Origin of the sequence: Belnapia arida (assembly GCF_016773205.1) — a bacterium.
Lineage (GTDB): Bacteria > Pseudomonadota > Alphaproteobacteria > Acetobacterales > Acetobacteraceae > Belnapia > Belnapia arida.
This window is the reverse complement of record NZ_JAETWB010000002.1, coordinates 238,934-262,178: the sequence shown is the minus strand read 5'-3', so window position 1 is coordinate 262,178 and position 23,245 is coordinate 238,934. Positions and strand designations below refer to the sequence as shown.

27 protein-coding genes are annotated in these 23,245 nt (G+C 73.1%); 10 read left to right on the top strand and 17 right to left on the bottom strand.

From position 1 onward, the window contains the following. The first annotated feature begins 28 nt into the window (after positions 1-28). The 7 genes from hisF (at position 29) to JMJ56_RS08215 (ending at position 5,275) form a co-directional block, all read left to right on the top strand. A complete protein-coding gene (gene hisF / locus JMJ56_RS08245; protein WP_202831144.1) occupies positions 29-805 on the top strand; it encodes an imidazole glycerol phosphate synthase subunit HisF in 777 nt (258 codons plus the stop codon). A 3-nt stretch (positions 806-808) separates the two neighbouring features. Beyond that, positions 809-1,327 carry a phosphoribosyl-ATP diphosphatase gene (locus JMJ56_RS08240; RefSeq protein WP_202831143.1) on the top strand — a complete coding sequence of 173 codons (519 nt, stop codon included), beginning with the start codon at positions 809-811 and terminating at the stop codon, positions 1,325-1,327. 19 nt (positions 1,328-1,346) lie between these two features. Beyond that, positions 1,347-1,733: a histidine triad nucleotide-binding protein gene (locus tag JMJ56_RS08235; RefSeq protein ID WP_202831142.1), complete on the top strand. Its 387-nt coding sequence runs from the start codon at positions 1,347-1,349 to the stop codon at positions 1,731-1,733. A 3-nt stretch (positions 1,734-1,736) separates the two neighbouring features. Next, positions 1,737-2,588, top strand: coding sequence for a SirB1 family protein (locus JMJ56_RS08230; RefSeq protein ID WP_202831141.1), 852 nt, complete (start codon positions 1,737-1,739; stop codon positions 2,586-2,588). Positions 2,589-2,707: 119 nt separating this feature from the next. Beyond that, positions 2,708-3,652, top strand: coding sequence for a glutathione synthase (gene gshB, locus JMJ56_RS08225; RefSeq protein WP_202831140.1), 945 nt, complete (start codon positions 2,708-2,710; stop codon positions 3,650-3,652). Positions 3,653-3,697: 45 nt separating this feature from the next. Next, positions 3,698-4,756, top strand: a complete 1,059-nt coding sequence (locus JMJ56_RS08220; RefSeq protein ID WP_202831139.1) for a sensor histidine kinase — start codon at positions 3,698-3,700, stop codon at positions 4,754-4,756. Between the two features lie 105 nt (positions 4,757-4,861). Further along, on the top strand, positions 4,862-5,275 hold the full coding sequence (locus JMJ56_RS08215; protein WP_202831138.1) for a response regulator: 414 nt from the start codon (positions 4,862-4,864) through the stop codon (positions 5,273-5,275). A gap of 84 nt (positions 5,276-5,359) precedes the next feature. On the opposite strand, the gene JMJ56_RS08210 is transcribed toward JMJ56_RS08215, so the two are convergent. The 7 genes from JMJ56_RS08210 to JMJ56_RS08180 are packed head-to-tail and all read right to left on the bottom strand — an operon-like array spanning position 5,360 to position 12,341. Beyond that, positions 5,360-5,980 (bottom strand): ABC-type transport auxiliary lipoprotein family protein, encoded by a 621-nt coding sequence (locus tag JMJ56_RS08210; RefSeq protein ID WP_202831137.1) that lies wholly within the window; start codon positions 5,978-5,980, stop codon positions 5,360-5,362. Then, on the bottom strand, positions 5,977-6,996 hold the full coding sequence (locus JMJ56_RS08205; RefSeq protein WP_202831136.1) for an MlaD family protein: 1,020 nt from the start codon (positions 6,994-6,996) through the stop codon (positions 5,977-5,979). The genes JMJ56_RS08210 and JMJ56_RS08205 overlap by 4 nt, the downstream gene beginning before the upstream one ends. Further along, entirely contained in the window at positions 6,996-7,748 is a 753-nt protein-coding gene (locus tag JMJ56_RS08200; RefSeq protein WP_202831135.1) for an ABC transporter ATP-binding protein, read from the bottom strand. Before JMJ56_RS08200 ends, JMJ56_RS08205 begins: the two co-directional genes overlap by 1 nt. Then, complete coding sequence (locus tag JMJ56_RS08195) at positions 7,748-8,848, bottom strand: ABC transporter permease (protein WP_202831134.1); 1,101 nt, start codon at positions 8,846-8,848, stop codon at positions 7,748-7,750. The genes JMJ56_RS08200 and JMJ56_RS08195 overlap by 1 nt, the downstream gene beginning before the upstream one ends. A gap of 2 nt (positions 8,849-8,850) precedes the next feature. Then, positions 8,851-9,681: a TrmH family RNA methyltransferase gene (locus JMJ56_RS08190; protein ID WP_236037558.1), complete on the bottom strand. Its 831-nt coding sequence runs from the start codon at positions 9,679-9,681 to the stop codon at positions 8,851-8,853. Further along, the gene (locus JMJ56_RS08185) at positions 9,681-10,613 is read right to left on the bottom strand and encodes a hydroxyacid dehydrogenase (protein WP_202831133.1); all 933 of its coding nucleotides are present in this window, start codon (positions 10,611-10,613) and stop codon (positions 9,681-9,683) included. The genes JMJ56_RS08190 and JMJ56_RS08185 overlap by 1 nt, the downstream gene beginning before the upstream one ends. Before the next feature lie 57 nt (positions 10,614-10,670). Continuing rightward, the gene (locus JMJ56_RS08180; protein WP_202831132.1) at positions 10,671-12,341 is read right to left on the bottom strand and encodes a stimulus-sensing domain-containing protein; all 1,671 of its coding nucleotides are present in this window, start codon (positions 12,339-12,341) and stop codon (positions 10,671-10,673) included. Between the two features lie 37 nt (positions 12,342-12,378). Here JMJ56_RS08180 and JMJ56_RS08175 point away from each other — a divergent pair, with 37 nt between their 5' ends. Together JMJ56_RS08175 and JMJ56_RS08170 are read left to right on the top strand one after the other, a co-directional pair. Next, complete coding sequence (locus tag JMJ56_RS08175; protein ID WP_202831131.1) at positions 12,379-12,828, top strand: secondary thiamine-phosphate synthase enzyme YjbQ; 450 nt, start codon at positions 12,379-12,381, stop codon at positions 12,826-12,828. Positions 12,829-12,931: 103 nt separating this feature from the next. Further along, a complete protein-coding gene (locus JMJ56_RS08170; RefSeq protein ID WP_202831130.1) occupies positions 12,932-13,477 on the top strand; it encodes a hypothetical protein in 546 nt (181 codons plus the stop codon). A gap of 3 nt (positions 13,478-13,480) precedes the next feature. Here the strand turns inward: JMJ56_RS08170 and selD are convergent, their stop codons facing one another. Then, complete coding sequence (gene selD / locus JMJ56_RS08165; RefSeq protein ID WP_202831129.1) at positions 13,481-15,580, bottom strand: selenide, water dikinase SelD; 2,100 nt, start codon at positions 15,578-15,580, stop codon at positions 13,481-13,483. Between the two features lie 573 nt (positions 15,581-16,153). After that, positions 16,154-16,951, bottom strand: a complete 798-nt coding sequence (locus tag JMJ56_RS08160) for an SDR family NAD(P)-dependent oxidoreductase (protein ID WP_202831128.1) — start codon at positions 16,949-16,951, stop codon at positions 16,154-16,156. A gap of 157 nt (positions 16,952-17,108) precedes the next feature. Between JMJ56_RS08160 and JMJ56_RS08155 the strand changes: the two genes are divergently transcribed. After that, positions 17,109-17,300 (top strand): hypothetical protein, encoded by a 192-nt coding sequence (locus JMJ56_RS08155; RefSeq protein WP_202831127.1) that lies wholly within the window; start codon positions 17,109-17,111, stop codon positions 17,298-17,300. A gap of 220 nt (positions 17,301-17,520) precedes the next feature. Here JMJ56_RS08155 and JMJ56_RS08150 read toward each other — a convergent pair whose 3' ends face one another. From JMJ56_RS08150 to JMJ56_RS08115, 8 genes are all read right to left on the bottom strand, one after another. After that, a complete protein-coding gene (locus tag JMJ56_RS08150; RefSeq protein ID WP_202831126.1) occupies positions 17,521-18,084 on the bottom strand; it encodes a HupE/UreJ family protein in 564 nt (187 codons plus the stop codon). After that, positions 18,084-18,707: an urease accessory protein UreG gene (gene ureG / locus JMJ56_RS08145; protein ID WP_202831125.1), complete on the bottom strand. Its 624-nt coding sequence runs from the start codon at positions 18,705-18,707 to the stop codon at positions 18,084-18,086. The genes JMJ56_RS08150 and ureG overlap by 1 nt, the downstream gene beginning before the upstream one ends. Continuing rightward, the gene (locus tag JMJ56_RS08140; protein WP_456318783.1) at positions 18,704-19,462 is read right to left on the bottom strand and encodes an urease accessory protein UreF; all 759 of its coding nucleotides are present in this window, start codon (positions 19,460-19,462) and stop codon (positions 18,704-18,706) included. The genes ureG and JMJ56_RS08140 overlap by 4 nt, the downstream gene beginning before the upstream one ends. Continuing rightward, the gene (locus tag JMJ56_RS08135) at positions 19,389-19,898 is read right to left on the bottom strand and encodes an urease accessory protein UreE (protein WP_202831124.1); all 510 of its coding nucleotides are present in this window, start codon (positions 19,896-19,898) and stop codon (positions 19,389-19,391) included. Before JMJ56_RS08135 ends, JMJ56_RS08140 begins: the two co-directional genes overlap by 74 nt. Next, positions 19,898-21,610 carry an urease subunit alpha gene (gene ureC, locus JMJ56_RS08130; RefSeq protein WP_202831123.1) on the bottom strand — a complete coding sequence of 571 codons (1,713 nt, stop codon included), beginning with the start codon at positions 21,608-21,610 and terminating at the stop codon, positions 19,898-19,900. Before ureC ends, JMJ56_RS08135 begins: the two co-directional genes overlap by 1 nt. Beyond that, the gene (locus tag JMJ56_RS08125; RefSeq protein WP_202831122.1) at positions 21,610-21,915 is read right to left on the bottom strand and encodes an urease subunit beta; all 306 of its coding nucleotides are present in this window, start codon (positions 21,913-21,915) and stop codon (positions 21,610-21,612) included. Before JMJ56_RS08125 ends, ureC begins: the two co-directional genes overlap by 1 nt. 61 nt (positions 21,916-21,976) lie before the next feature. Beyond that, positions 21,977-22,279, bottom strand: coding sequence for an urease subunit gamma (locus tag JMJ56_RS08120; RefSeq protein ID WP_202831121.1), 303 nt, complete (start codon positions 22,277-22,279; stop codon positions 21,977-21,979). Positions 22,280-22,321: 42 nt separating this feature from the next. Continuing rightward, on the bottom strand, positions 22,322-23,170 hold the full coding sequence (locus JMJ56_RS08115) for an urease accessory protein UreD (RefSeq protein ID WP_202831120.1): 849 nt from the start codon (positions 23,168-23,170) through the stop codon (positions 22,322-22,324). Between the last annotated feature and the right edge of the window lie 75 nt (positions 23,171-23,245).

Below are 23,245 nucleotides of genomic sequence, written 5' to 3'. Positions count from 1 at the left end.
CCCTCCCCTCCAACCGGATCGGTGAACCGTGCTCGCTCTCCGCGTCATCCCCTGCCTCGACGTGAAGGACGGCCGCGTCGTCAAGGGCGTCAACTTCGTCGCTCTCCGCGATGCCGGCGACCCGGTGGAGCAGGCGCGCACCTATGACCGCGAGGGGGCCGACGAGGTCACCTTCCTAGACATCGCGGCGAGCCACGAGAACCGCGACACCATTCTCGATGTCGTCTCGCGCACCGCGGCGCAGGTCTTCATCCCGCTGACGGTGGGCGGCGGGGTGCGCTCGGTCGAGGACATCCGGCGGCTGCTGCTGGCGGGTGCCGACAAGGCGAGCATCAACAGCGCCGCCGTCGCCGAGCCGGCGCTCGTCTCCCGCGCGGCGGAGGCCTTCGGCAGCCAGGCGATCGTGGTCGCCGTCGATGCGCGCAAGGTGGGCGAGGGGCGGTGGGAGGTCTTCACCCATGGCGGGCGCAAGCCGACGGGGATCGATGCCGTCGGCTGGGCGCGGCGCATGGCGGAGGCCGGCGCCGGCGAGATCCTGCTGACCAGCATGGACCGGGACGGCACCAAGTCCGGCTTCGACCTCGAGCTGCTGCGGGCGGTCCGCGCTGCGGTGCCGGTGCCGATCGTCGCCTCGGGCGGGGTCGGCACGATGGAGCATTTCGTCGAGGGCGCGCGGGTCGGAGCGACGGGCCTTCTCGCGGCCAGCGTCTTCCATTACGGCGAATTCCGCATCGCCGATGCCAAGGCGGCGCTGGCCCGGGCCGGGCTGCCGGTCCGCCCCCTGCCCGAGACGGAGGCCGCCTGACACATGGCGAAGGACACCAAGAAGAAGCCGGCCCCGAAGGCCGGGAAGAAGCGTGCTGCGGTGCCCATGCCGGCCGGGCTGCCCGCCGCCGGGGCCAAGCCGAAGAAGGCGGTGCGCCGGGTGGAGGCGCGCCACCTCACCCCGCTGGAAGGGCCGCGGGACGGCGATGCGGCGGTGCTCGACCGGCTCTGGGACACGGTGGAGAGCCGGCGGCTGGCGGGCGATGCCGCGACCTCGCATTCCGCCCGGCTGATGGCGCGCGGCACGGCGAAGGTGGCGCAGAAGCTCGGCGAGGAGGCGGTGGAATGCGTCATCGAGGCGACGCTCGGCCACCGCACCGAGACGGTGCTGGAATCTGCCGACCTGCTCTACCATCTCGTCGTCGTCTGGGTGGATGCCGGCATCCGCCCGGAGGAGGTCTGGGCGGAGCTCAGGCGGCGCGAGGGCATCAGCGGCATCGCCGAGAAGGCCGCGCGGCCGAAGGGCATCGTCCGCGCCGCGCGCACGACCAAGCTCGCCTGACAGAGGTTGGAGGATCGCCATGTCCGTCTCCGGCAAGCCACCCTATGATCCCGGCAACATCTTCGCCCGCATCCTGCGCGGCGAAATTCCCTGCAAGAAGGTCAGCGAGGACGAGCATGCGCTCGCCTTCCACGACATCGCCCCGCAGGCGCCGGTGCATGTGCTGGTGATCCCGAAGGGCCCTTACGTCAGCGCCGCCGACTTCCATGCCGAGGCGCCGGCCGAGGCGATTGCAGGCTTCTGGCGTGCGGTCGGGCGGGTGGCGCGGGAACTCGGGCTGGAGGAGCATGGTTATCGGCTTCTCTCCAACATGGGCGAGGATGCCGGCCAGGAGGTCGGGCATTTCCACGTCCATCTCTTCGGTGGCCGCCGCCTCGGCCGGATGGTGCCGCAGACGCGGGAGTAGTGCATGGCCTTGAGCCCTGAGGATGAGGCACGCGCCGCCCTCGCCGCCGCCGGGCAGTTGCCGGATGCCGAGATCGAGCTGGCCGCCGTCGCGCTGCAATTCGCGCGGATCGATGCGCCGGAGGCGGATTGGCGCGCGGCCTCCGCCCTGCTCTCGGAGCTGGCGCAGGCGGCCGTCGCCGCCGCCGCGGCCGACCCCGCGGCCGATGCGGGCGATGCGGAGCGGCGCCGCTCCGTGCTGGCCGAGGTGATCCATGGCCGCTTCGGCTTCGGGGGCGATACCGAGGATTACGAGAACCTCGACAACGCCAACCTCATCCGCGTCGCCGAGCGGCGGCGGGGGCTGCCGGTCGCCCTCGGCATCCTCTGGCTGCATGCGGCGGAGGCGGCGGGCTGGGCGGCGCATGGCGTCGATTTCCCCGGCCATTTCCTGCTGGCCGTCGAGGGCGGGCGGGGCCAGGCGCTGGTCGATGTCTTCGCGGGCGGCGCGGGGCTGCAGGCGCCGGACCTCCGCGCGCTCATCAAGCGGATCGAGGGCGAGCGGGCGGAGCTGCGGCCGGGCCTCGTCCGGCTGATGGACAAGCGGGCGGTGCTGCTGCGCCTGCAGAACAACATCAAGCTGCGGCGGCTCCGCGCACAGGACCTGGCCGGGGCGCTCGCCTGCTCCGAGGACATGCTGCGCCTCGCCCCGGACCAGGCGCTGCTCTGGCGCGAGGCCGGGCTGATGAACCAGCGGCTGGACCGCATCGCCGCCGCGCTCGGCTGCCTCGAGCGCTCGCTGGAGCTGGAGCCGGAGGGACCGGCGGCCAGCCGGACGCGGCTGGTGGTCGAGGAACTGCGGCACCGCCTCAACTGAGGCCCGGCCCGATGGCCAGGGCGGCGCGGAGCGCGAGGGGCTGAATCGGGCCGGCTTTAGCGCTGGCCTTTTCCCGCGGTTCGGGGCACGGAATCGCTCCGAACCAAGTGGAGACGACCATGGCGCGCGCCCTCCGGGTGGCGGTCCAGATGGACCCGATCGCCGGCATCAACATCGACGCCGACAGCACCTTCGCCCTGATGCTTGAGGCGCAGGCCCGCGGCCACCGGCTCTGGCACTACCATGTGCGGGACCTGGCCCTCGTCGGCGGGCGGCTGCTGGCCCAGGGCGAGCCCGTCACCGTCGAGCGCAAGCTCGGCGCGCACTACGTCTTCGGGCCGCGGGAGGAGATCGACCTCTCGACGATGGACGTCGTGCTGATGCGGCAGGACCCGCCCTTCGACATGGCCTACATCACCGCGACGCACCTGCTGGAGCACATCCACCCAAAGACGCTGGTGGTGAACGACCCGGCGAGCGTGCGCAACGCGCCGGAGAAGCTCTTCGTCCTGCAGTTCCAGGACCTGATGCCGGAGACGCTGGTGACGGCGAGCCGGGCGCAGATCCAGGCCTTCCGCGAGAAGCACCAGGACATCATCGTCAAGCCGCTCTTCGGCAATGGCGGGGCGGGCGTGTTCCACATCAAGCCGGGCGACTCCAACCTCAACAGCCTGGTCGAGATGTTCACCGAGCGCTCGCGCGAGCCGCTGATGGTGCAGCGCTACGTCCCCGAGGTGCGGCAGGGCGACAAGCGCATCATCCTCGTCGACGGCGTGCCGATGGGCGCCATCAACCGCGTGCCGGCGGCGGGCGAGGCGCGCAGCAACATGCATGTCGGCGGGCGGCCGGAGAAGACGACGCTGACCGCGCGCGAACAGGAGATCTGCGCCCGCATCGGGCCGGCGCTGCGCGAGCGCGGGATGATCTTCGTCGGCATCGACGTCATCGGCGACTACCTCACCGAGATCAACGTCACCTCGCCGACCGGCCTGCAGGAGATCGCGCGCTTCGACGGCGTGCACCTGGAGCGGGCGATCTGGGACGCCATCGAGGCGAAACGCTGACACCCCGCTGGCGTTGGGCCTGGCGGCGTCGATTCCGGCGTCCGCTTGCCCTGGTACATCATGGAACGGCTCTTCCTGCTCTCGGCGCGGTCGCGCGGCCTGCCCGTCTGGATGCGCTACGGCGCGACGACGCTGCTGGTGGTGATCTGCCTCGGCCTGCGGCTCTGGATCTTCGGTGACAAGCCGGGGCTGCCCTTCCTGCTGTTCTTCCCGGCGGTGATCGTCGCCGGGCTGACCTTCGACCGCGGCACCGGCATCTACGCCGCGTTACTGAGCGGGGCACTCGCGGTCTGGTTCCTGCTCGAGCCGGGTGGCCTGCTGCGCATCACCGATGCCTCGGACCTGCTGGCGTTGATGATCTTCCTCGCCATCGCGCTCTTCACCGCCTTCCTGATGGAGGCGCTGCACGTCGCGCTGCGCCGGCTGGCGCAGGAGCGGGCGGGCCTCGCCATCGCCAATGCCGAGCTGGCGCGGATGGCCGAGGCGCGCGGCACGCTGCTGAGCGAGGCGGTTCACCGCGCTCGGAACGACCTGCAGCGGCTGGCGGCGACGCTGCACCTGCAGGCCGGGGCGGCGGCGGAGCCGCAGGCACGCCAGGCCTTGCAGGATGCCTCCGGCCGGATCATGGCGCTGGCGCGGATCAATGCCCGGCTCGACCGGCACCGGGATGACGGCCAGGCGGTGGTCAGCAGCCGCGGCTTTATCGAGGGGCTGGTACAGGACCTGCGGGAGGTTGCCGTCGACATGCGCCCGATCGCCATGATGGTGCAGGCGGAGGACCATCCGCTGCCGATGGCGCGCGCCGTGCCGGTCGGGCTGACGGTGAACGAGCTGGTGGGCAATGCGCTGAAATACGCCTTCCCCGGAGAGATGGAGGGGCGGATACGGGTAAGCTTCCGGCAGTATGAGGCGGAGTTCGTGCTCGCCGTCGAGGATAACGGCATCGGCTTCGACCCCGGCGCGCCGCCGCAGGGGAGCGGCCTCGGCACCCGGATCGGCCGGGCGCTGGCGGGGCAGCTCGGCGGCAGCCTGGAGGCCTCGGCGTTGAGCCCGGGGAGCAACCGGCCGGGACTGCGTTGGGTCATGCGGTTTTCCGCACCGTGATCCTGCGCCGCGCCATCTGCATGAGTTTTCCTTGGACCTTCCGCCGTTGCTGTGGCTTGTTCGGTGCAAGCGCGTCCGCCTATTGCAACGAGGGATACCGACAGGATGAGAGGCCCCGCCTATCGCAGGCTTCGCATCCTGGTGGCCGAGGACGAGGCCCTGATCGGCCTGGCGGTGGAGCAGGAGCTGGAAGAGCGTGGCCACGCCGTCACCATGGCGAGCGACGGCCAGGCGGCGCTGGAACTGGAGGCGCGGCTCGGCCCCTTCGACGTGGTGGTGACCGACATGCAGATGCCCCGTATGCGGGGCGACGAGCTGGTGCAGGCCTTGCGACGCCGCTTGCCCGGCCTGCCGGTGGTGGTGATGTCGGCCAATCATGTGCCGGAGGCGTCGGCGGCGCTGCGGGCGCTCGGCGGGCCGATCACCATCCTGACCAAGCCGACCCCCTTCGGCCACCTGGCCGATGAGGTGGAGCGGCTGGAGCATGATCGCCGGAGGCTGGAACCGCCGGAGGCCTGACCCGGGCGACACGACCAGCGGACAGACCATGACCTGCGATCCGGTGACATCGGATCATGGCCGGAGCACGAGGCATGAGGCGCGTCACCGCCTGGCGGCGGCCAGACCCTCCTCCACCCGGCCCAGGGCCTCGCCGAGTGCGGCGGAGAGCGCAGCCGCCGCCTCCGGCCCCGGGGCGCGCGGGTCGAGGCCCGGCGGCAAGGGCGCGCGGCCCTCGGCTGTGAACTGGACGAGGATGCGGGCCTCCCCGGGGCCGGATGGCGGCTCCGCCAGCAGCAGGATGGAAAGCGCGGCCACCGCACGGCCGGCGGCCGGTTCGGCCTGAAGGCGGATCAGCTCGCCCTCAAACACCAGGTTGGCGCGCAGGCGGGAGCCGGGCTGGGTGACGGCGGCGAAGCGGCCGCTTGCCAGGAGCCAGCGGCGCAGCGCCTCTTCCGCCGCATCGGCGGGGGGTGCCACCCATTCCTGCCAATAGGCGGTGGCGACCTGGCCATCGGCCGTGAGGCTGCGCAGCCCCCGTCCCTCCAGCCCCGGCGCGGCGCGCAGGCTGCGGACCAGCAGCACCGGAGCCTGGCGCGGCGGCGTGGCCCGGCCGGGGCGCTCGGGCGAGAGGCTGAAGCGCTGCGTTTCCTGGTAGGGCCGGTTGGGCAGCACGCTGCACCCGGCCAGCAGCGGCAGCAGCAGGACGGCACGGCGGGCGGTCATCGGCGGGTCTCCGGCGCCGGCGGCGGCGCGCCGAGGATGGCCTGGGAGGGATAGCGGCGCAGCTGCTCCGTCGTCTCGCGCAGGTTGGCGATGGCGACGCGCAGGTCGCGCAGGATCGGGCCCAGCTCCGCCTGGAGGTCGGTGGTGGCGCCGCGGACGTTGCGCAGGCTGCCGTCGAGCGTGGCGACGGTGTTCGGCAGGCGGGCGACGACCGTGCGCAACTCCCCCATGGCGGCGGCGGCGTTGGCGAGGGTCTGCTGCGTCTCGCGCGCGGTCAGCAGGGCTCGGGCCTCGGCGGCGGTGCCGCGCAGCTCGGCGGCCAGCCCCGGCAGATCGGCGCCCTCGGCCTGGGCACGGAGGCTGCGGAGCAGGCTCGCCGCCTCGCGCAGCGCCACGGCCGCGTCGCCGTCGCGCAGCTGGGCGCGCAGCTCGGCAACCAGGCCGATGCCGTTGTCGAGCAGGCCGGCGAGGTCCGCGTTCTGCAACTTCTGCAACAGGTCCTCCGCCGCGTTCCGCACTTGGGCGACGGTGGAGGCCACCGCCGGCACATAGGGGTAGTGCGGCTCCCAGGGCACCTCGCGGGGCGGGAAGCGGCCGGGGTCGAGGAAGTCCATCTCCAGGTAGTTCACGCCGGTGATGCCCTGCGCGGCGATGCGGACGCGGAGCCCGAGGCGCACCGCCTCGTCGACCGAGGGCACCTCGCCCGCCCTGGAGAGGTCCACGGCGAAGCGCACATAGACGAGCTGGAAGACGGCGCCGAAGGCGGTGCGGTCAGGCACCCGGTACTCGGCGGTGACGAGGCCGATCTCGGTGACGCGGCCGATGGCGACGCCGCGGTAGCGCACCGCCGAGCCGACATCGAGGCCCTGGACGGATTCCCGCAGGTAGGTCTCGTAGACGACGGCGCCGCGGCCGAAGCGGCTGGCGGTGAAGAACAGCACGAAGCCGACCGTCAGGGCGAGGCCGGCGAGCACCAGCGCGCCGACGCGGAAATAGAGGCCACGGCTCTGCGGCATCAGTCCAGCACCTCGCGGCGGAAGAAGGCCCGCACCACCTTGTTGTCGCTCTCCTCGCGCAGCTGGCGCGGGTCGCCCTCGGCGATCATCCCGCGTGCCGCCTTGTCAAGCATGATGCAGCGGTCGCCGATGGCGAGGATCGATTGCAGCTCGTGCGTCACCACGACGAAGGTGGTGCCCAGGTCGCGGGCCAATTGCTTGATCAGCGCATCGAGCCCGGCGGAGGTGATCGGGTCGAGCCCCGCCGAGGGCTCGTCGAGGAAGAGGATGGGCGGGTCGAGCGCCATGGCGCGCGCGATGCCCGCCCGCTTCGCCATGCCGCCCGAGATCTCGGCCGGGAGCCGCCCAGCGGCATCGGCAAGGCCGACCAGGCCAAGCTTCGCCCGCGCCACCAGGGCCCGCGCCTCGGGCGGCAGGTCCGTGTGCTGCTCGAGCGGCACTCCGACATTCTCGGCCAGCGTCAGGGAGCCGAACAGCGCGCCCGACTGCCACATCACCCCGATCCGCCGCAGCAGGGCGTTGCGCGCCTCGCCCGAGAGCCCCTCCATCGCCTCGCCGAGGATGGCGACGCGCCCCTCGGCCGGCGGATAGAGGCCGATGACGCGCTTCAGCAGCGTCGACTTGCCGGAGCCGGAGCCGCCGAGGATGACGAAGACCTCGCCGCGCCGCACCTCGAAGGAGACGTGCTCGAAAATGGTGCGCCCGTCGAAGCGCGCGGCCAGGTCTTCGACGCGGAGGACGACCTCGCCCATCACCAGCCGAGCCGGAAGAACAGGATGGAGAAGACGCCGTCCAGCATCACGATGGAGACGATGCCGCCGACCACGGCCATGGTCGCCGCATCGCCCACCGCCCGCGGCCCGCGCCCGGCCGAGAGCCCCGCGCGGCAGCCGACGAGGCCGATGGAGAGGCCGAAGACGGCGGCCTTGAACAGCCCGCCCAGCAGGTCGTGCAGGCCGATGGCCCGGCGGAGCTGATTGACGACGCTGACGGGCGGGAAGCCGAGCGAGGCCATCACCCCGGCCATGCCGACGAGGCCGGCGAGGTCCATCAGCAGGGCGAGCACCGGCATGACGAGGATCGCCGCCAGCAGCCGCGGCAGCACCAGCCAGGCCACCGGGTCGATGCCCATGATGCGCAGCGCGTCGATCTCCTCGTTCACCACCATGGTGCCGAGCTCCGCGGCGAAGGCGGAGCCGGTGCGGCCGGCGAGGATGACGGCGGCCATCAGCGGCCCGAGCTCGCGCAGCAGGGAGATGCCGACGAGGTTGGGGATGAAGATCTCCGCCCCGAAGCGCCGCATCGGGATGGAGGACTGGAAGGCAAGGATCACCCCGATCAGCACGCCGAGCAGCAGGGTGAGGCCGAAGGCGCGCAGTCCAGCCTCGTCCAGGTGGCGCAGCACCTCGCCGAGGCGGAGGCGCCAGGGGCGGCGCAGCGTGCCCATCCCGGCGACCACCGCCTCGCCGAGGAAGGCGACCTGGCCAAGCAGGTCCTGGCCGCGTCGCAGCGTCGCCTGGCCGAGCAGCGCGAGCGGGGGCAGGCGCGGCGCCTCGGCGGGCGAGGGGGCGGCCAGCGCCTGGCGGGTGCGGTCCAGCACCGCCCGGAGCGGACCGGCGGGCAGGCCGTGCCACGCCGTCTCCCGCGCCATGTGCTCCAGGCGGAGAAGAAGCACGGCGCCCGCGGTGTCGAGCGCGGTCAGGCCGGCGAGGTCGAGGGTGAGGACATGGACGCCGCGCATCCACCGCATCGCCTCCGGCCAGAGCCGGGCGGTGGCGGCGGCATCGAGGCTGCCGGCGAAGGCGAGGCGGGCGGCCGGGCCGTCCACCGTGGCGGCGAGCGTCGCCGGCATGCTCAGCGGCGGGGCCGGGGGCGTTGCGCCGGCGGGGCGGGCGGCGGGGCTGGCTGGGGCGCGCCGCCCAGCGCATGGAACAGCACCGCGGCGGCGGCCGAGACGTTGAGGCTCTCGACCGGCCCGGCAGCGGCCAGCGTCACCCGCGCCGGGCAGGCCTCCAGCACGGGCGTGGAGGGCCCTTGCTCCTCATTGCCGAGGACGAGGGCAACGGGCCGGTCGCGCGGCAGCGCTTCCGGGGCGAGGCCGCCGGCGGCGGTGGCGGCGACGACGAGGAAGCGCGGCTGCATCGCCCGCAGCAGCGCCGGCAGGTCGCGCGCGCGCATCACCCGCAGCAGCTCCAGCCCGCCCTCGGCGGTGCGGAAGGCGGCATCCGACAGGTCGGCCTGGCGCCCGTCCTCCGACAGCAGCAGGGCGCGGCAGCCGAAGAAGGCGGCGGAGCGGGCGATGGCGCCGAGGTTATGCGGGTTGCCGATGCCGTCCAGCACCGGCAGCAGCGGCGCCATCGGCAGGTCGGCCGGGAGGACGGGACCTTGCAGCCGCTCGGCAAAGCGCACCTGGGCGATGGCGCAGATGCCGCCATGGTGCGGCGTGCCGGCGATGCGCGCCAGCTCCTCCGGCGGGACCTCGCGGTAGGGCCGGCGGGTGCGGGCGAGATGGGCGCAGAGCGGCCCGGCCATGCGCCGCATCGCCTCGGTGTAGAAAAGGCGCAGCACCGCCTCGGGCCGGCGGATGAAAAGGGCGCGCACCGGCGCGGCGCCGCAGATGCGGTGCGGCTCCGGCGGGCGGGGGATGTGGCCAGGAGAGGAGGAAGGTTCGGGCAGCACGTGCATCAGTCCATCGCCAGGGCGACCAGCACCCGGGCGGCGATGAGGGAGGAGACGCGGAGGTTGCTCTCCCGCGTCGCGCCGGCGATGTGCGGCGTGAGGATCAGGTTCGGCACCCCGGCGAGCGGGTTGCCCGGGGCCAGCGGCTCCTCCTCGAAGACGTCGAGCACGGCGCCGCCGAGATGGCCGGCGCGGAGTGCCGCGGCCAGCGCCGCCTCGTCCACCACCCCGCCGCGCGAGGCGTTGACCAGCATGGCGCCGGGCTTCATCGCCGCCAGGAACTCGGCGGAGACGAGGCCGCGCGTCGCCGCCTCCAGCGGGACATGCAGGGTGACGGCATCCGCCTCGGCGACCAGCCGGTCGAGGGGGACGGGCTCCGTCCCGGTCTCGGCCCAGCCGGAATGGTCGAGCGGCAGGATCGGGTCATGCGCCACGATGCGCATGCCGAAGGCGCGGCCCAGCCGGGCGACGCGGCGGCCGATATCGCCGAAGCCGAGGATGCCGAGCGTCTTGCCCGACATCTCCCGACCCGTGCTGAGGCGCTCGCGCGGCCACTCCCCGGCGGCCACGGCGGCGCTCGCCTGGAAGGCGCCGCGCAGCAGCATCCCCACCGAGAGGATGGCGTATTCGGCAACGGAATCGGCATTGGCGCCGGCGGCGGGGATCACCTCCAGCCGGCGCTGGCGGCAGGCGTCGAGGTCGATGTTGTAGAGGCCGACGCCGAGCCGGCCGAGCACGCGGAGCCGGGGCGCGGCGTCGAGCAGGGTTGCATCGACGCGGGTCCGGTTGCGGACGATCAGCGCCCGCGCCTCGCCCAGCAGGCCGCGCAGGCGGTCAGGGGCAGTGCCGAGATCGGGGTCGTAGAGCGTCGGATGGGCCTCGCTCAGCTGGGCGATGGCCGTCTCCGCCATGTACTCGGTGATGATGATATGACCCATGGCGGGAGAGGATAGCCCGGTTCCGCCCGGAAGTCGCGTGAGCGGATGTTGCGGGGCTTATCCGACCGGCAACTGGATGATGAACCGCGCGCCGGTCACCTTCCCCTCGGCATCGCGCCGGTTCTCGGCGGCGATGCGGCCGCGGAGCCCCTCCACGATCTGCCGGCTTATCGAGAGGCCGAGGCCGGAATGCTTGCCGAAATGCTCGCCGCTTGGCCGCTCGGAGTAGAAGCGCTCGAAGATGCCCTCGAGCTTGGCCTCGGGGATGCCGGGGCCCTCGTCCTCCACCACCACCTCGACCATGGCGCCGGTCGGCCGGGCGCGGACCCAGACGCGGCCGTCCTTCGGGCTGAAGGAGAGGGCGTTGCCGAGCAGGTTGCGCATCACCTGCACCAGCCGGCCTTCCACGCCGCGCACCACCAGCGGGCCGGCCGGCGCCTCCAGCACCACCTCCGGGTCGTCCTCCCCGCGCGTGGCGTTGTGCAGCTCGGCCAGCGTCGAGAGGATGGGGGAGATGTCCACCGGCACGGCCACGGTGCGCGACAGCTCGGCATCGACGCGGGAGCTGTCGGAGATGTCGGCGATCAGCCGGTCCATCCGCACCGCATCCTCGGCGATGATGGCGAGCAGGCGCCGCTGCTGGTCGGGGTTCTCGATGCGCCGCAACGTCTCGATGGCGCTGCGCACGCTGGTCAGCGGGTTGCGCAGCTCGTGCGCCACGTCGGCGGCGAAGCGCTCGTTGGTGTCGATGCGGGCCCAGAGGGCGCGGGCGGCGGATTGCAGGTCCCGCGCCAGGATGCCGATCTCGTCCTCCCGCGCCAGCACGGCGGGGGGGACGCTGCCGCCGCGCCCTTCGCCCTGGCGCATGGCCGCCGCCGCGCCGGCGAGCTGCATGATCGGGCTGGCCAGCGTCTGCGCCAGGTAGAGCGAGAGCAGCACCGTCAGGATCAGCGCGATGACGAAGATGCCGAGCACGCTCGCCCTGATCTCGAACAGGCGCTGGTCCACCTCCCGCGCCTCCCGCGTCAGCAGGACGATGCCGACCGACTGGTTGCCGCGCCGCGCCGGCTCCGCCACCGAGACCAGCAGGCGGCCATCGGCGGTGCGGCGGATGTAGGGCGTCACGCCGCCCTCGAGGGCCAGCCGCAGCTCCTCCCGCCGGTCGGGGCCGAGATTGGGCTGCCAATCGAAGGAGGGGGCATCGGGGGCGATATCCACCGCCACATCCGATTGGCTGTCGCGCGGCACCAGGCGCAGCAGCTTGTCGTAGAGCCCGGCGATGGTGATGGAGAAGGCGCCGCGCGGCTCGGGCGGCGGCAGCGGCTCGGTCACCACGGCGCCGCCGGAGCCCTCGCGCACCCGGCTGTCGGCGACGACGAGGCCGGTGTTGTCGAACAGCCGCGCCTGGGTGTTGGGCGAGGGGTCGACCAGGCGCCGCAGCAGCGGGCGGACGGCCTCCGGCACCAGCACGGCGCGGTCGTCCTGCATGCGGGTGCCGGCCTCGGCGATGGCGCCGGCATAGATGCGCGCCTGGGTGCGCAGCGCCTCCACCTCGGCGGCGAGCAGGCCGTTCTGGTATTGGTCGAGATACAGCATGGCGGCTGCCAACAAGGCCGGCGGCAGCACGTTCAGCAGGAGGATCCGCCGCAGCAGGGGCGAGACCCAGCGCTTCCGCCGGGGCGGGCCGGGGGCGATCTGCTGGTCCTGGAGGACGCCGACATCGGGCATGGGGCCATCCTACAGCGATTTGAGGCGGGAGAGGGGCATGGAACAGCGCATCCACACCATGGAGGTTGCGACGCGGGGGCGGGGCCTTACCGAGGTCACCGGGCCGGTGCGGCGCTGGGTGGCGGAGCAGGGCCTCGGCACCGGGCTGCTGACCATCTGGTGCCGGCACACCTCGGCCTCGCTGGTCGTGCAGGAGAACGCCTCGCCGGAGGTGCGGACGGACCTCGAGGCCTTCCTCGCCCGGCTGGTGCCGGATGGCGGGGACGGGCGCTACCGGCACGAGGAGGAAGGGCCGGACGACATGCCGGCGCATATCCGCGCGATGCTGACCCAGACCCAGCTCTCGATCCCGGTGGCGGAAGGGGTGCCGGTGCTCGGCACCTGGCAGGGCATCTTCCTCTATGAGCACCGGACCCGGCCGCACCGGCGGGAACTGGCGCTGCACCTGCTGGGAGAGCCGGGCCGGCCACGGCGCGCCGGACCCTGAGGCAGGGCCCGGCGCTGCTCCGATGGAACCGGGCATGTGGCTGTGGCGCTCCGCTCCGGTCACAGGCTGGCCCGTGGGCCGGCGGCGCCAGAGGGAACGAGCGATGCAAAGGATGCTTCACCACACGCCGAGGGCCGCTGCGGCCCAACGCGACCTCCGGCGGGTCTTGCTGCTGACGGGAGCGGCGACGATCCTGGCCCTCGGCATGATGGCCACGGCCCAGGCCCAGACCCAGGCCCAGACCAGCCAGACGCCGCCCACTCTCGCGCCGGCCCAGCAGCCCGGCAGTGCGGAGCCCGAAGTGGTCGGCCGGCTGCGGACGGTGGAGCAGGCGCTGCACCAGACGCAGAGCGAGGTCTCGGGCGGCCAGCAGCCGAATTTCCCGCAGGCGCGCAGCACGGTGGAGGCCGGGCTGCGGACGATCCGGGAGGTGCCGCAACAGGTCCAGGGGCAGCAGGACTGGCGCGACGCGCGGCAGAAGCTGGAGCAGGTGCAGCAATCCCTGCAGGGCGAGCGTCCGGATCAGCAGCAGGTGGCGAGCGCGCTGGGTGACGCGGCCAAGGCGGTCGGTGCGTTGGCGACCCGCATGGGCAGCGGCGCCGAGGCGGGCGGCGGCCCGGCGCGGAGCGGCTCCGGCGCAGGCCGATAGGCTTCAGCCCAGGCGGATGGCGGGCGGCCCGGGCGTCACCGTGCCGATGAGCGCGGCATCGGCGCCCAGCCGGCGGAGTTCCGCCAGACAGGGTGCGACGGCAGCCTCGGGCAGGCCGGCGAGGAAGCCGCCGGCGGTTTGAGGATCGAGCAGGGCGGCAGGCGGGTCTTCGACGAAGCCGGCGACGGCCGCCTCGTTGCCATCGTGCAGGGCGCTGCGGATGCCGATGGCCAGCGCCTCCCGCACGCCGGGGAGGAGGGGGATGGCACCCACCTCCAGCCGCGCGGCGCAGCCGCCGGCGCGCAGCATCTCGGCCAGGTGCCCGAGCAGGCCGAAGCCCGTCACACTCGCGCAGGCCGTGGCGCCATGCCCGGCGAGAGCGGCGACGACCGGTCCGCCCGGTTGCTGCATGGCGGCGAAGGCGGCCTCCAGCCAAGCAGTCCGCGCCTCGCCCCGCATGGCGGCGGCGAGGATCACTCCGGTGCCGAGCGGCTTGGTCAGCACCAGCCGGTCGCCGGGGCGAAGGCCGCCCTTGCGCAGCCGCCTCGCTGTCTCGGCTGTGACGGCGAAGCCGAGCGCCGGCTCCGCCCCCGCGCCGCTATGGCCGCCCGTGAGGCATGCGCCGGCCGCCTCCAGAACCTCCTGCGCGCCGAGCAGCATGGCGTGCAGGTCCTCCCCCTGCCACGGGGCGGGGCCATGCGGCAGGGTGACGAGCGCGAGCGCCGAGAGCGGCCGTCCGCCCATCGCGTGGATGTCGCCGAGCGCATGGTTGGCGGCGATGCGGCCGAACAGGTGAAGGTCGGTGACGAAGGCGCGCAACTGGTCGACGTTTTGCACCGGCAAGGCGCCGGGCGGCGGGCGCAGCAGGGCGGCATCGTCCAGCGGCCCCGGCCCATCGGCGAGGCCGAGCCGGCGGAGCGCGGCGGACAGCACCGGCGCGGCCGGCTGGCCGCCGCAGCGCATCGGCGCGGGCATCGCCATCGGCGGGACGGTGGGCAGGGTTGCGAAGCGGGCGACCCAGTCGCGGTCGATCCGCCGCTTCCAGCGCCAGGCCCAGCGGCCCGCCAGCGCCAGCCGGCCGTGCAGCGCGATCGCCTCGCCATCCGCGGTGCCGATCAGGGCGAGGGCGTGGCGCTGCGGGCGGAAGGGGCGCGGTGCCTCGCCGGCCACCAGCCGGCGGATGGCATCGGCCAGGGCCGGCCCCTGGCGGACGGCGTGGACCCCGGACTTCTCGCGGGGATGCGCCTGCATGGCGGCCACGTCGCCGGCGGCGAAGACCTCCGGGTGGGAGAGGGAGCGGAGGGTCTCGTCCACGGCGATGAAGCCCTGCGCGTCGAGGGCGAGGCCGGTTTCGCGCAGCCAGGCCGGGGCGGCGGCGCCGGTGGTCCAGAGGGCGAGGTCGCAGGGGATGCGTCGGCCATCGGCGAGCAGCAGCGCATCCGGCTGCGCCGCCTCCACCGGGGCGCCTTCGATGAGCGTGATACGGCGCCTCGCCAGGGCCCGCCGGGCGATCCAGCGCGCCAGCGGCCCGGCGCGGGGCAGCAGCCCCGCGCCGGGAAGCAAGGCGACCTCCGCCCCCGGGCCGAGCCGGTGGCGGAGCGAGAAGGCCAGTTCCACACCCGCCGCGCCGCCACCAACCACCGCGGCGCGGCTGGCCGGCAGGGCGGCGGCCAGCCGCGCCTCCAGGCTGCCGATCGGGCGGACGGGCAGCAGCGGTCCCTCGCCCGGCGGCAGCGGGCGGGCGACGGAGCCGGTATCGATGGAGAGCCAGTCATAGCGCAGCGGTGGGTGGCGGGCGCAGAACAAGCGGCTGGCGGCCGGGCGTAGGCCGGTGGCGCGGTCCTGGATCAGCCGCGCCCCGGCAGCCAGCGCCAGGCGCGGCAACTCGACGACGCACTCCTCCGGCGCATAGAGGCCAGCGACCAGGCCCGGCAGCATGCCGGAATAGACCGGCGCCAGCTCATCGGCGACCAGGGTGACGCGCAGCCCGGGGATGGGCCGCATGGCCAGCGAGCGCAGCAGGCCGAGATGCGCGTGGCCCCCGCCGACCAGCAGCAATTCGCGGCCCTCGGCGGGCCGCGTCGGGTCCAGGTCTCTCGGCATACGCCCCATCTATCGGAACTGGCACGGGGCCGCCATCGGGGTGCCAGCGGGGCGCCAGGGCTGCCGGCGAAGGCCACGCCTACGCGGCCTCGCCCTCGCGGCCATCCAGCGGCAGGCGCCGCTGGCCGGGGCGCCCGGCCTCCCCTTGCCACCAGCCGCGAACCGCTGCTGCTGGATCGCGTCGCCGCCAGCGGCCCGCCCTCTACCCTGCCGCCGAGGACGGGCCGTCTCTGCCACGCGCTGGACGGTAATCCCGCTGGCGGTCGAACTGGCCGACCTCGCCCGGCACATGACGCAGCCGGTCAAGGGGCGCGCCTGCGCGATGGTCAAGGAGATGCCGCCCGACGCGCCGCCGGAGACCATCTGCATCAACATCACCGCCGGGAAGACCAGCGCCATGCCGGCGCCTCGGTGCCGGGATGCGAAACCACCGGGTTTCGATCAGCGCGATGGAGGCCTCGGCCAACATGGTCGGGATGTTGGGACAGGCCATCCGCAGAGCACCCGCAGGATCGGGGCCTTCAGCAGCCGCAGCGTGCAAGGCTTATCGCCGGCATGGCAGCCGCGGCGGCATCACGCGGCAGCCTCCTGCCAGTAGCGCGCCGCCGCCTGGCTGCGGGAGAGGTCGGGGCCGAGGGCGAGGCGCGCGGCATCCGCCCGCTCCCAGGCGGCGATGTCGGGCAGGGCGGGCAGCGTCACCAGCTCGCCCATGTCGAGGCCGGCGAGGGCGGCATCCACCATCTCCTCCGCCTCCATCACCATCCCGGCCGGCAGGGTGGCGACATCGACGCCCGCCCGGCCCCAGAGCGCGGTGCGCGTCGCGCCCGGCAGCACGGCCTGGACGCGGATGCCACGCCCGGCCAACTCGGCATGCAGCCCCTGGCTGAGCGCCAGCACATAGGCCTTGGTCGCGGCATAGACGGCGTTGAACCGCTCCGGCGCCAGGCCGAGCACGGAGGAGATGTTGACGAGCGTGCCGTCGCCGCGCACGGCGAAGCCCGCGACCGCCGCCCGCGCCAGCCGCGTGGCGGCGATCACGTTGAGCTGCACCATCGCCTCCAGCCGGTCGGGGTCCGCGGTGAGCACCGGGCCGCCGAGCGCCATGCCGGCATTGTTCACCAGGAGGCCGATGCCGCGGTCCTCCTCCAGGCGCCGGGCAACGCGGCGGAGGTCGCCGGGATCGGCCAGGTCGGCGGGCAGGACCTCCACCTGGCACCCGGCCTCCCGGCGCAGCCGGCCGGCCAGCGCCTCAAGCGCCTCGGCGCTGCGGGCCACGAGGATGAGGTCATGGCCGCGCCGGGCGAGGCGGTCGGCGTAGATCGCGCCGATGCCGGAGGAGGCGCCGGTGATGAGGGCGGTGGGCTGCGTCATAAGGGGCTCCCCACGGGGTTGGAGGCAGCGGCCCTTACATGACGACCGCTATGTATAATAGATTACGATCGTCATCCAAGCTGTCAAGCCGCCCGGATTGCCTTTCCCCGGCGCCCGGCGTGCTACTCCCATGCTGGCAGCAGAACAGGCGGGAGGGATGCGCCTGGTCGGCGACGCCGCAGGCGACCGCGATCTGCGCCGGGATTTCCGGCGTATCGCGCATCATCGCCCCCGACCGCACGATGCGGCGGCCCTGCCCATGGGAATGCGGCGTGACGCCGAGGGGCCGGCGGAGATGACCGAGGCTGAGTGGCGCCGCCGCGGCCACCGCCGGAACGGGCAGGGATGAAGCGCTTCAAGCCGCCTCGGCCGGCACAGCGCTTCCTTTCCACCCACGCCCAGATCGCCAACCTCTTCCATCTTCGCCGGCCTGTATCGCGCGGCGGGAGCGTGGGCGTGCGAGGTGCGGCCGGATACCAGCGGCGTTGCCGCCGCTGCCGGGACCCTGCCGCGCGTCGCCTGCCGCGTGTGAGCGCGGACGCCGAGGGGCCGGCAGGCTGGCGGCGTCGTCAGACCAGCGCCAGCACCACGCCGCCCAGCACCGCCGCTCCGCCGGCCGCCTGCGCGGCCCGGCGCGCCCAGGGGGCGGCGGGGCTCGCCAGCGCCAGCCCGGCGCCGTGCAGCAGCGCCGTGCCCGCCAGCATGCCGAGGAAGGCCGTCCCGGCCAGCATCTCGGTCCCATGCGCATGCCCATGCCCATGCAGCAGCCCGAAGCCTGCCGCCAGCACCATCCCGAGCGGCAGCGGCAGCCGCAGCGCCAGCCCTGCCAGCGCCCCGAGCAGGATGACCGAGGCGAGGATGCCCGCCTCCACCCCCGGCAGCGCCAGTCCCGCGAAGCCCATCAGCGCCCCGCCCGCCATGCCGGCGAGGAAGCCCCCCGGCAGTGCCCAGCGCGCCCGCCCGCCGAGCAGCCCGGCCCAAAGCCCGACCATCACCATGGCCAGCAGGTGGTCCGCGCCGGAGAAGGGGTGGAGGAAGCCCACCGTCAGCCCATGGTCCAGTGCCGTGCCCGGATGGGCGAAGGCGGTGGCCGGCAGCAGCAGCACGGTGACGAGGAGGATGATCGGGTGCATCAGGCAGCCTTTCGCGGGGCGATCCCGCCCTGGGTGAGGATGAAGTCGGCGATCTCGGCGACGCCGAGATCTTCCTTGAGGTTGGTGAAGATGAAGGGCCGCTGCCCGCGCATCCGCCGCGCGTCGCGGTCCATGACGGAGAGATCGGCGCCCACCAGGGGCGCGAGGTCGATCTTGTTGATCACCAGCATGTCGGAGCGGGTGATGCCGGGCCCGCCCTTGCGCGGGATCTTGTCGCCGGCCGAGACGTCGATGACGTAGATCGTCACGTCCGCCAGCTCCGGGCTGAAGGTCGCGGCCAGGTTGTCGCCGCCGCTCTCGATGAACAGCACCTCGAGCCCGGGGAAGCGCTCCACCATGTCATGCACCGCGGCGAGGTTGATGCTGGCATCCTCGCGAATGGCGGTATGCGGGCAGCCGCCGGTCTCGACGCCGGCGATGCGGGAGGGATCGAGCGCCCCCGCGCGCGTCAGGAATTCTGCGTCCTCCTTGGTGTAGATATCGTTGGTGATGACGGCGATGTCGTGCGTCCCGCGCAGATGCCGGCAGAGCCGCTCCGTCAGCGCCGTCTTGCCAGAGCCCACGGGGCCGCCGATGCCTACCCTGAACGGTCCGTTGCTCATGAGCGGAAGAGCCTCGTGTACTGCGTCTCGTGACGCATGGAGAAAAGATCGAGCATCGGCGCCGCCGTGCCCAGCGCATCGGGATCGGCGGCGAGCGCCGCATCCGCCGCCTCCTCGACGACAGGATGCAGGGCGGCGGTCGCAACCTGCCCATCCGTCTGCCCGAGCGGCACCAGCCGCACCCCGGCGGAGACGAGGTTCGCCGCAAACGCCGCCAGCCATCCGGCGAGCGAAGGCCGCAGCGGCAGCCCATGGAACGCCGCCGCCGCCCCGAAGGCCACCGGATGCGCCAGCCGCCGCGGATGCCGCGCGGCGAGCGCCGCGAAGCGCGGCTCCGGCCAGGCCGATTGCGTCACGCTGGTGAAGGCCGTGCCCTGCGCCATGCTCTCCAGTGCCAGCTCCGCCGACCCCCGCCAGGCCGCCGCCAGCTCCACCACCTCGTCCAGCGCGGCATCATCCCCCGCCGCGCGCCAGGCAGCGACCAGCAGTGCTCCGTCCACGCGCCCGGCGCCTGCCAGCAGCACCGTGCGGATATAGCCGACGAGCGCCGCGCGGTCGCGCACCGCGCCATCCTCCACCGCCGTCTCCAGCCCATGGCTGTAGGTATAGGCCCCCACCGGATAGGCCGGCGACAGCCAGGCCAGCAGCCTGTAGAGCGCCGCGCCCCCAGTACCCATGTCTTCAGTGGTGATGGTCGTGGTCATGGTCGTCATGGTGATGATGGTGATGCCCCGGCTGCCGGTTGTGCTCGCCATAGGCGCCGCCCTCCGGGTTGAAGGGCTCCTCCACCTTGCGCAGTTCGGCGCCCAGGCCGCGCAGCATGGCGACGATCACATGGTCGTCGCGGATCAGCAGCCGCTCCGGCTGGATCTCCGTCGGCAGATGCCGGTTGCCGAGATGCCAGGCCAGCCGCATCAGCCGCCCCGCGCTCTCCGCCCGCACCTCCACCAGCGGCTCCGGCGCGGCGCGGACGAGGATGACGCCACCCTCCTCCAGCAACAGCCCGTCGCCCTGGCGCAGCGCGACGGCCTCCTCAAGGTCGAGCAGGAAGGCGAAGCCATCCTCGGCGACATAGCGCCTGCGGCGGCGGAAGCGGTCGTCGAAGTCGAGCGTCACCACATGGCGCGCGGTGCGCTCCACCCATCCGCCGGCCGGCAGTACCTGGGTGGCGCGGGGAAGATCGCCGCTCATCAGAACAGGAAGTACCGCTGCGCCATGGGCAACACCTTCGCCGGCTCGCAGGTGAGCAATTCGCCATCCGCTCGGACCTCATAGGTCTCGGGATCGACCTCGATCCTCGGCAGCGCGTCGTTCAGCACCATGCCGCGCTTGCCGATGCCCCCCCGCGTGTTCCGCACCGCCAGCAACTCCCGCTGCAACCCGAGCCGCGCCCCGATCCCATCCTCCAGCGCCGCGGCGGAGGTGAAGGTGACGGCGCTCGCCACCATCGCGCGGCCGAAGCTTGCGAACATCGGCCGGTAATGCACCGGCTGCGGCGTCGGGATGGAGGCATTGGGGTCGCCCATCGGCGCCATGGCGATGGAGCCGCATTTCAGCACCATGTCCGGCTTCACCCCGAAGAAGGCCGGCGACCACAGCACGAGATCGGCGAGCTTCCCCACCTCCACGCTGCCGACATGCGCCGAGATGCCCTGCGCGATCGCCGGGTTGATGGTGTATTTGGCGATGTAGCGCCGGATGCGCAGGTTGTCGTTCTCGCCCTGCTCGCCCGGCAGCCTGCCGCGCTGCTGCTTCATCTTGTGCGCCGTCTGCCAGGTGCGGATGATGACCTCGCCGACGCGCCCCATCGCCTGGCTGTCGCTGCTCATCATCGAGATCGCGCCGAGGTCGTGCAGGATGTCCTCCGCCGCGATGGTCTCGCGCCGGATACGGCTCTCGGCGAAGGCCACATCCTCCGGGATGCGCGGATCGAGGTGATGGCAGACCATCAGCATGTCGAGATGCTCGTCCACGGTATTCACCGTATAGGGCATCGTCGGATTGGTGGAGGACGGCAGGAAGTTCGGCTCGCCCACGACGCGGAGGATGTCCGGCGCATGCCCGCCGCCCGCGCCCTCGGTATGGAAGGCCTGGATGGTGCGGCCCTTGATGGCGCCGATGGTGCTCTCGACGAAGCCGCTTTCGTTCAGCGTGTCGGTATGGATCGCCACCTGGATGTCGAAGGCATCGGCGATCGCCAGGCAAGTGTCGATCGCCTTCGGCGTCGTCCCCCAGTCCTCGTGCAGCTTGAGCCCGCAGGCCCCGCCACGCACCTGCTCCTCCAGCCCCGCCGGCAGCGCGGCGTTGCCTTTGCCAAGGAAGCCGAGATTGACGGGGAAGCTTTCGGCGGCCTGCAGCATCCGCGCCATGTGCCACGGCCCCGGCGTCGCGGTGGTGGCGAGCGTGCCATGCGCCGGCCCCGTGCCGCCGCCGACCATGGTGGTGACGCCGGAGGCCAGCGCCTCCTCGATCTGCTGCGGGCAGATGAAGTGGATGTGCACATCCAACCCGCCCGCGGTGAGGATGCGCCCCTCGCCCGCGATGATCTCCGTCCCAGGCCCGATGACGATGGTTACGCCCGCCTGTGTATCCGGGTTGCCCGCCTTGCCGATGGCCGCGATCCGCCCGTCCTTCAGCCCGACATCGGCCTTCACGATGCCCCAATGATCGATGATCAGCGCATTGGTGATGACGGTGTCCATCGCGCCCCCGGCGCGCGTCACCTGGCTCTGCCCCATGCCGTCGCGGATGACCTTGCCGCCGCCGAACTTTACCTCCTCGCCATAGGTGGTGAAGTCCTTCTCCACCTCGAGGATGAGGTCGGTATCGGCGAGCCTGAGCCGGTCGCCGACCGTCGGCCCATACATCCCGGCATAGGCGCTGCGCGAAAGCCGTGCCGGCATCAGACCTGCCCCTCCGTCTCGCCGCGGAACCCATGCACCAGCCGCTTGCCGCCGAAGGAGATCAGCCGCACCGTCCGGCTCTGCCCCGGCTCGAACCGCACCGCGGTGCCGGCCGGGATGTCGAGCCGCCGCCCGCGCGCCTGGGCCCGGTCGAAGGTCAGCGCCGGATTGGTCTCGGCGAAATGGTAGTGGCTGCCGACCTGGATCGGCCGGTCGCCCGCATTGCCGACCTCGATCTCGACGCTCTCGGCGCCGACGTTCAGCTCGATCTCGCCCGCGGCGGGGAACAGCTCGCCCGGGATCATGGCCTGGACATCCGATTCACGCTCCGGTCCTCGCTGCGCTGCGGTCCTCCGCGACCGGATATCATCGAATGGGCTCATGCACGGTGACGAGCTTGGTGCCGTCCGGGAAGGTCGCTTCCACTTGGATCTCATGGACCATCTCGGCGATGCCCTCCATCACCTGGTCCCGCGTCAGCACCGTGGCGCCATCGCGCATCAGCTCGGCGACGCTGCGCCCGTCCCGCGCGCCCTCCACCACATAATCGGTGATGAGGGCCACCGCCTCCGGGTGGTTGAGCTTCACGCCCCGCTCCAGCCGGCGCCGCGCCACCTGCGCGGCCATGGCGATCAGCAGCTTGTCCTTCTCGCGCGGCGTCAGGTTCATGCGGGCCTCATCCGGGTCGGCGCGATCATGGCCCGGCCCGCCTCATGTCGTCCACAGCCGAGGCAGCCGCGGCGGCAAGCCGAGCGCCGCACCGCGCACCGCCGCAATCGCCGCCCCCGCCGCCCGCCGCACCGCGCTCGCGCCGCCGAGCCAGCGGGCCAGCAGCAGGCCAGGCCGCGGCAGCGTGGCGGCGGCGCCGGCCTCGCGCAGCAGGTCCCGCATCGCCTCCGCCTCGGGCGCGGCGAGCAGCAGCATGGCCATCGCCTCCGCCCCCCCGAAGCCGAATGGGGCGGCCAGCGCAGCCTCGGGGTCGTCGAAGGCGAGCGCATCGGCCCAAAGCAGCCCCCCCGGCCCCCGCAGCCGCCAGGAATCGAGGACGGAGCCCGTCCGCATCCGCTCCCCCGCCGCCGCGCGGCCGAAGACCAGCATCTCGACGGCCAGCAGCCGCGCCCCCTCGGCCAGGTCCACCTGCATCCGCCGCGCCATCCGTGCCCCGTCGAAGAGGATGGCCTCCTGCGGCAGCCATTCCAGCACCGCCCCCGCGCCGAGCGAGAGATGCGTGCCGATCCGCGTCTCCGGCCCGAGGCTGCGATAGAGCTTCTCCGCCGCCGCGGTGCAGAGCGTAGCGCGCGCTCCCGGCTCCAGCCGCACCGACTGCCGCAGGGCATCGCCCCCCGCCAGCCCGCCGGCGCAGTTCAGCAGTGCGGCCGTCGGCGGCTCGCCCGGCTCCGGGTTGGGAAAGAGCACCCGCAGCGGCGCCTGCTGGAAGAGGTGCCGCAGCACGGTGCCGCGCGGGGAAGGGGCGAAGCCCAGCTCGAAGGCGCCATCGGCCCGCTGGTGGCGGAAGGGCGGGGCAGGGGCGTCGCGCGGCATCGCGGCGGAGCATGGCATGGCCGCGCCCGGGCGCAAGCGCCGGAACCCCCTTCCGTTCCGCGCCCCGCGCGCACATGCTGCGCGCGATCAAGC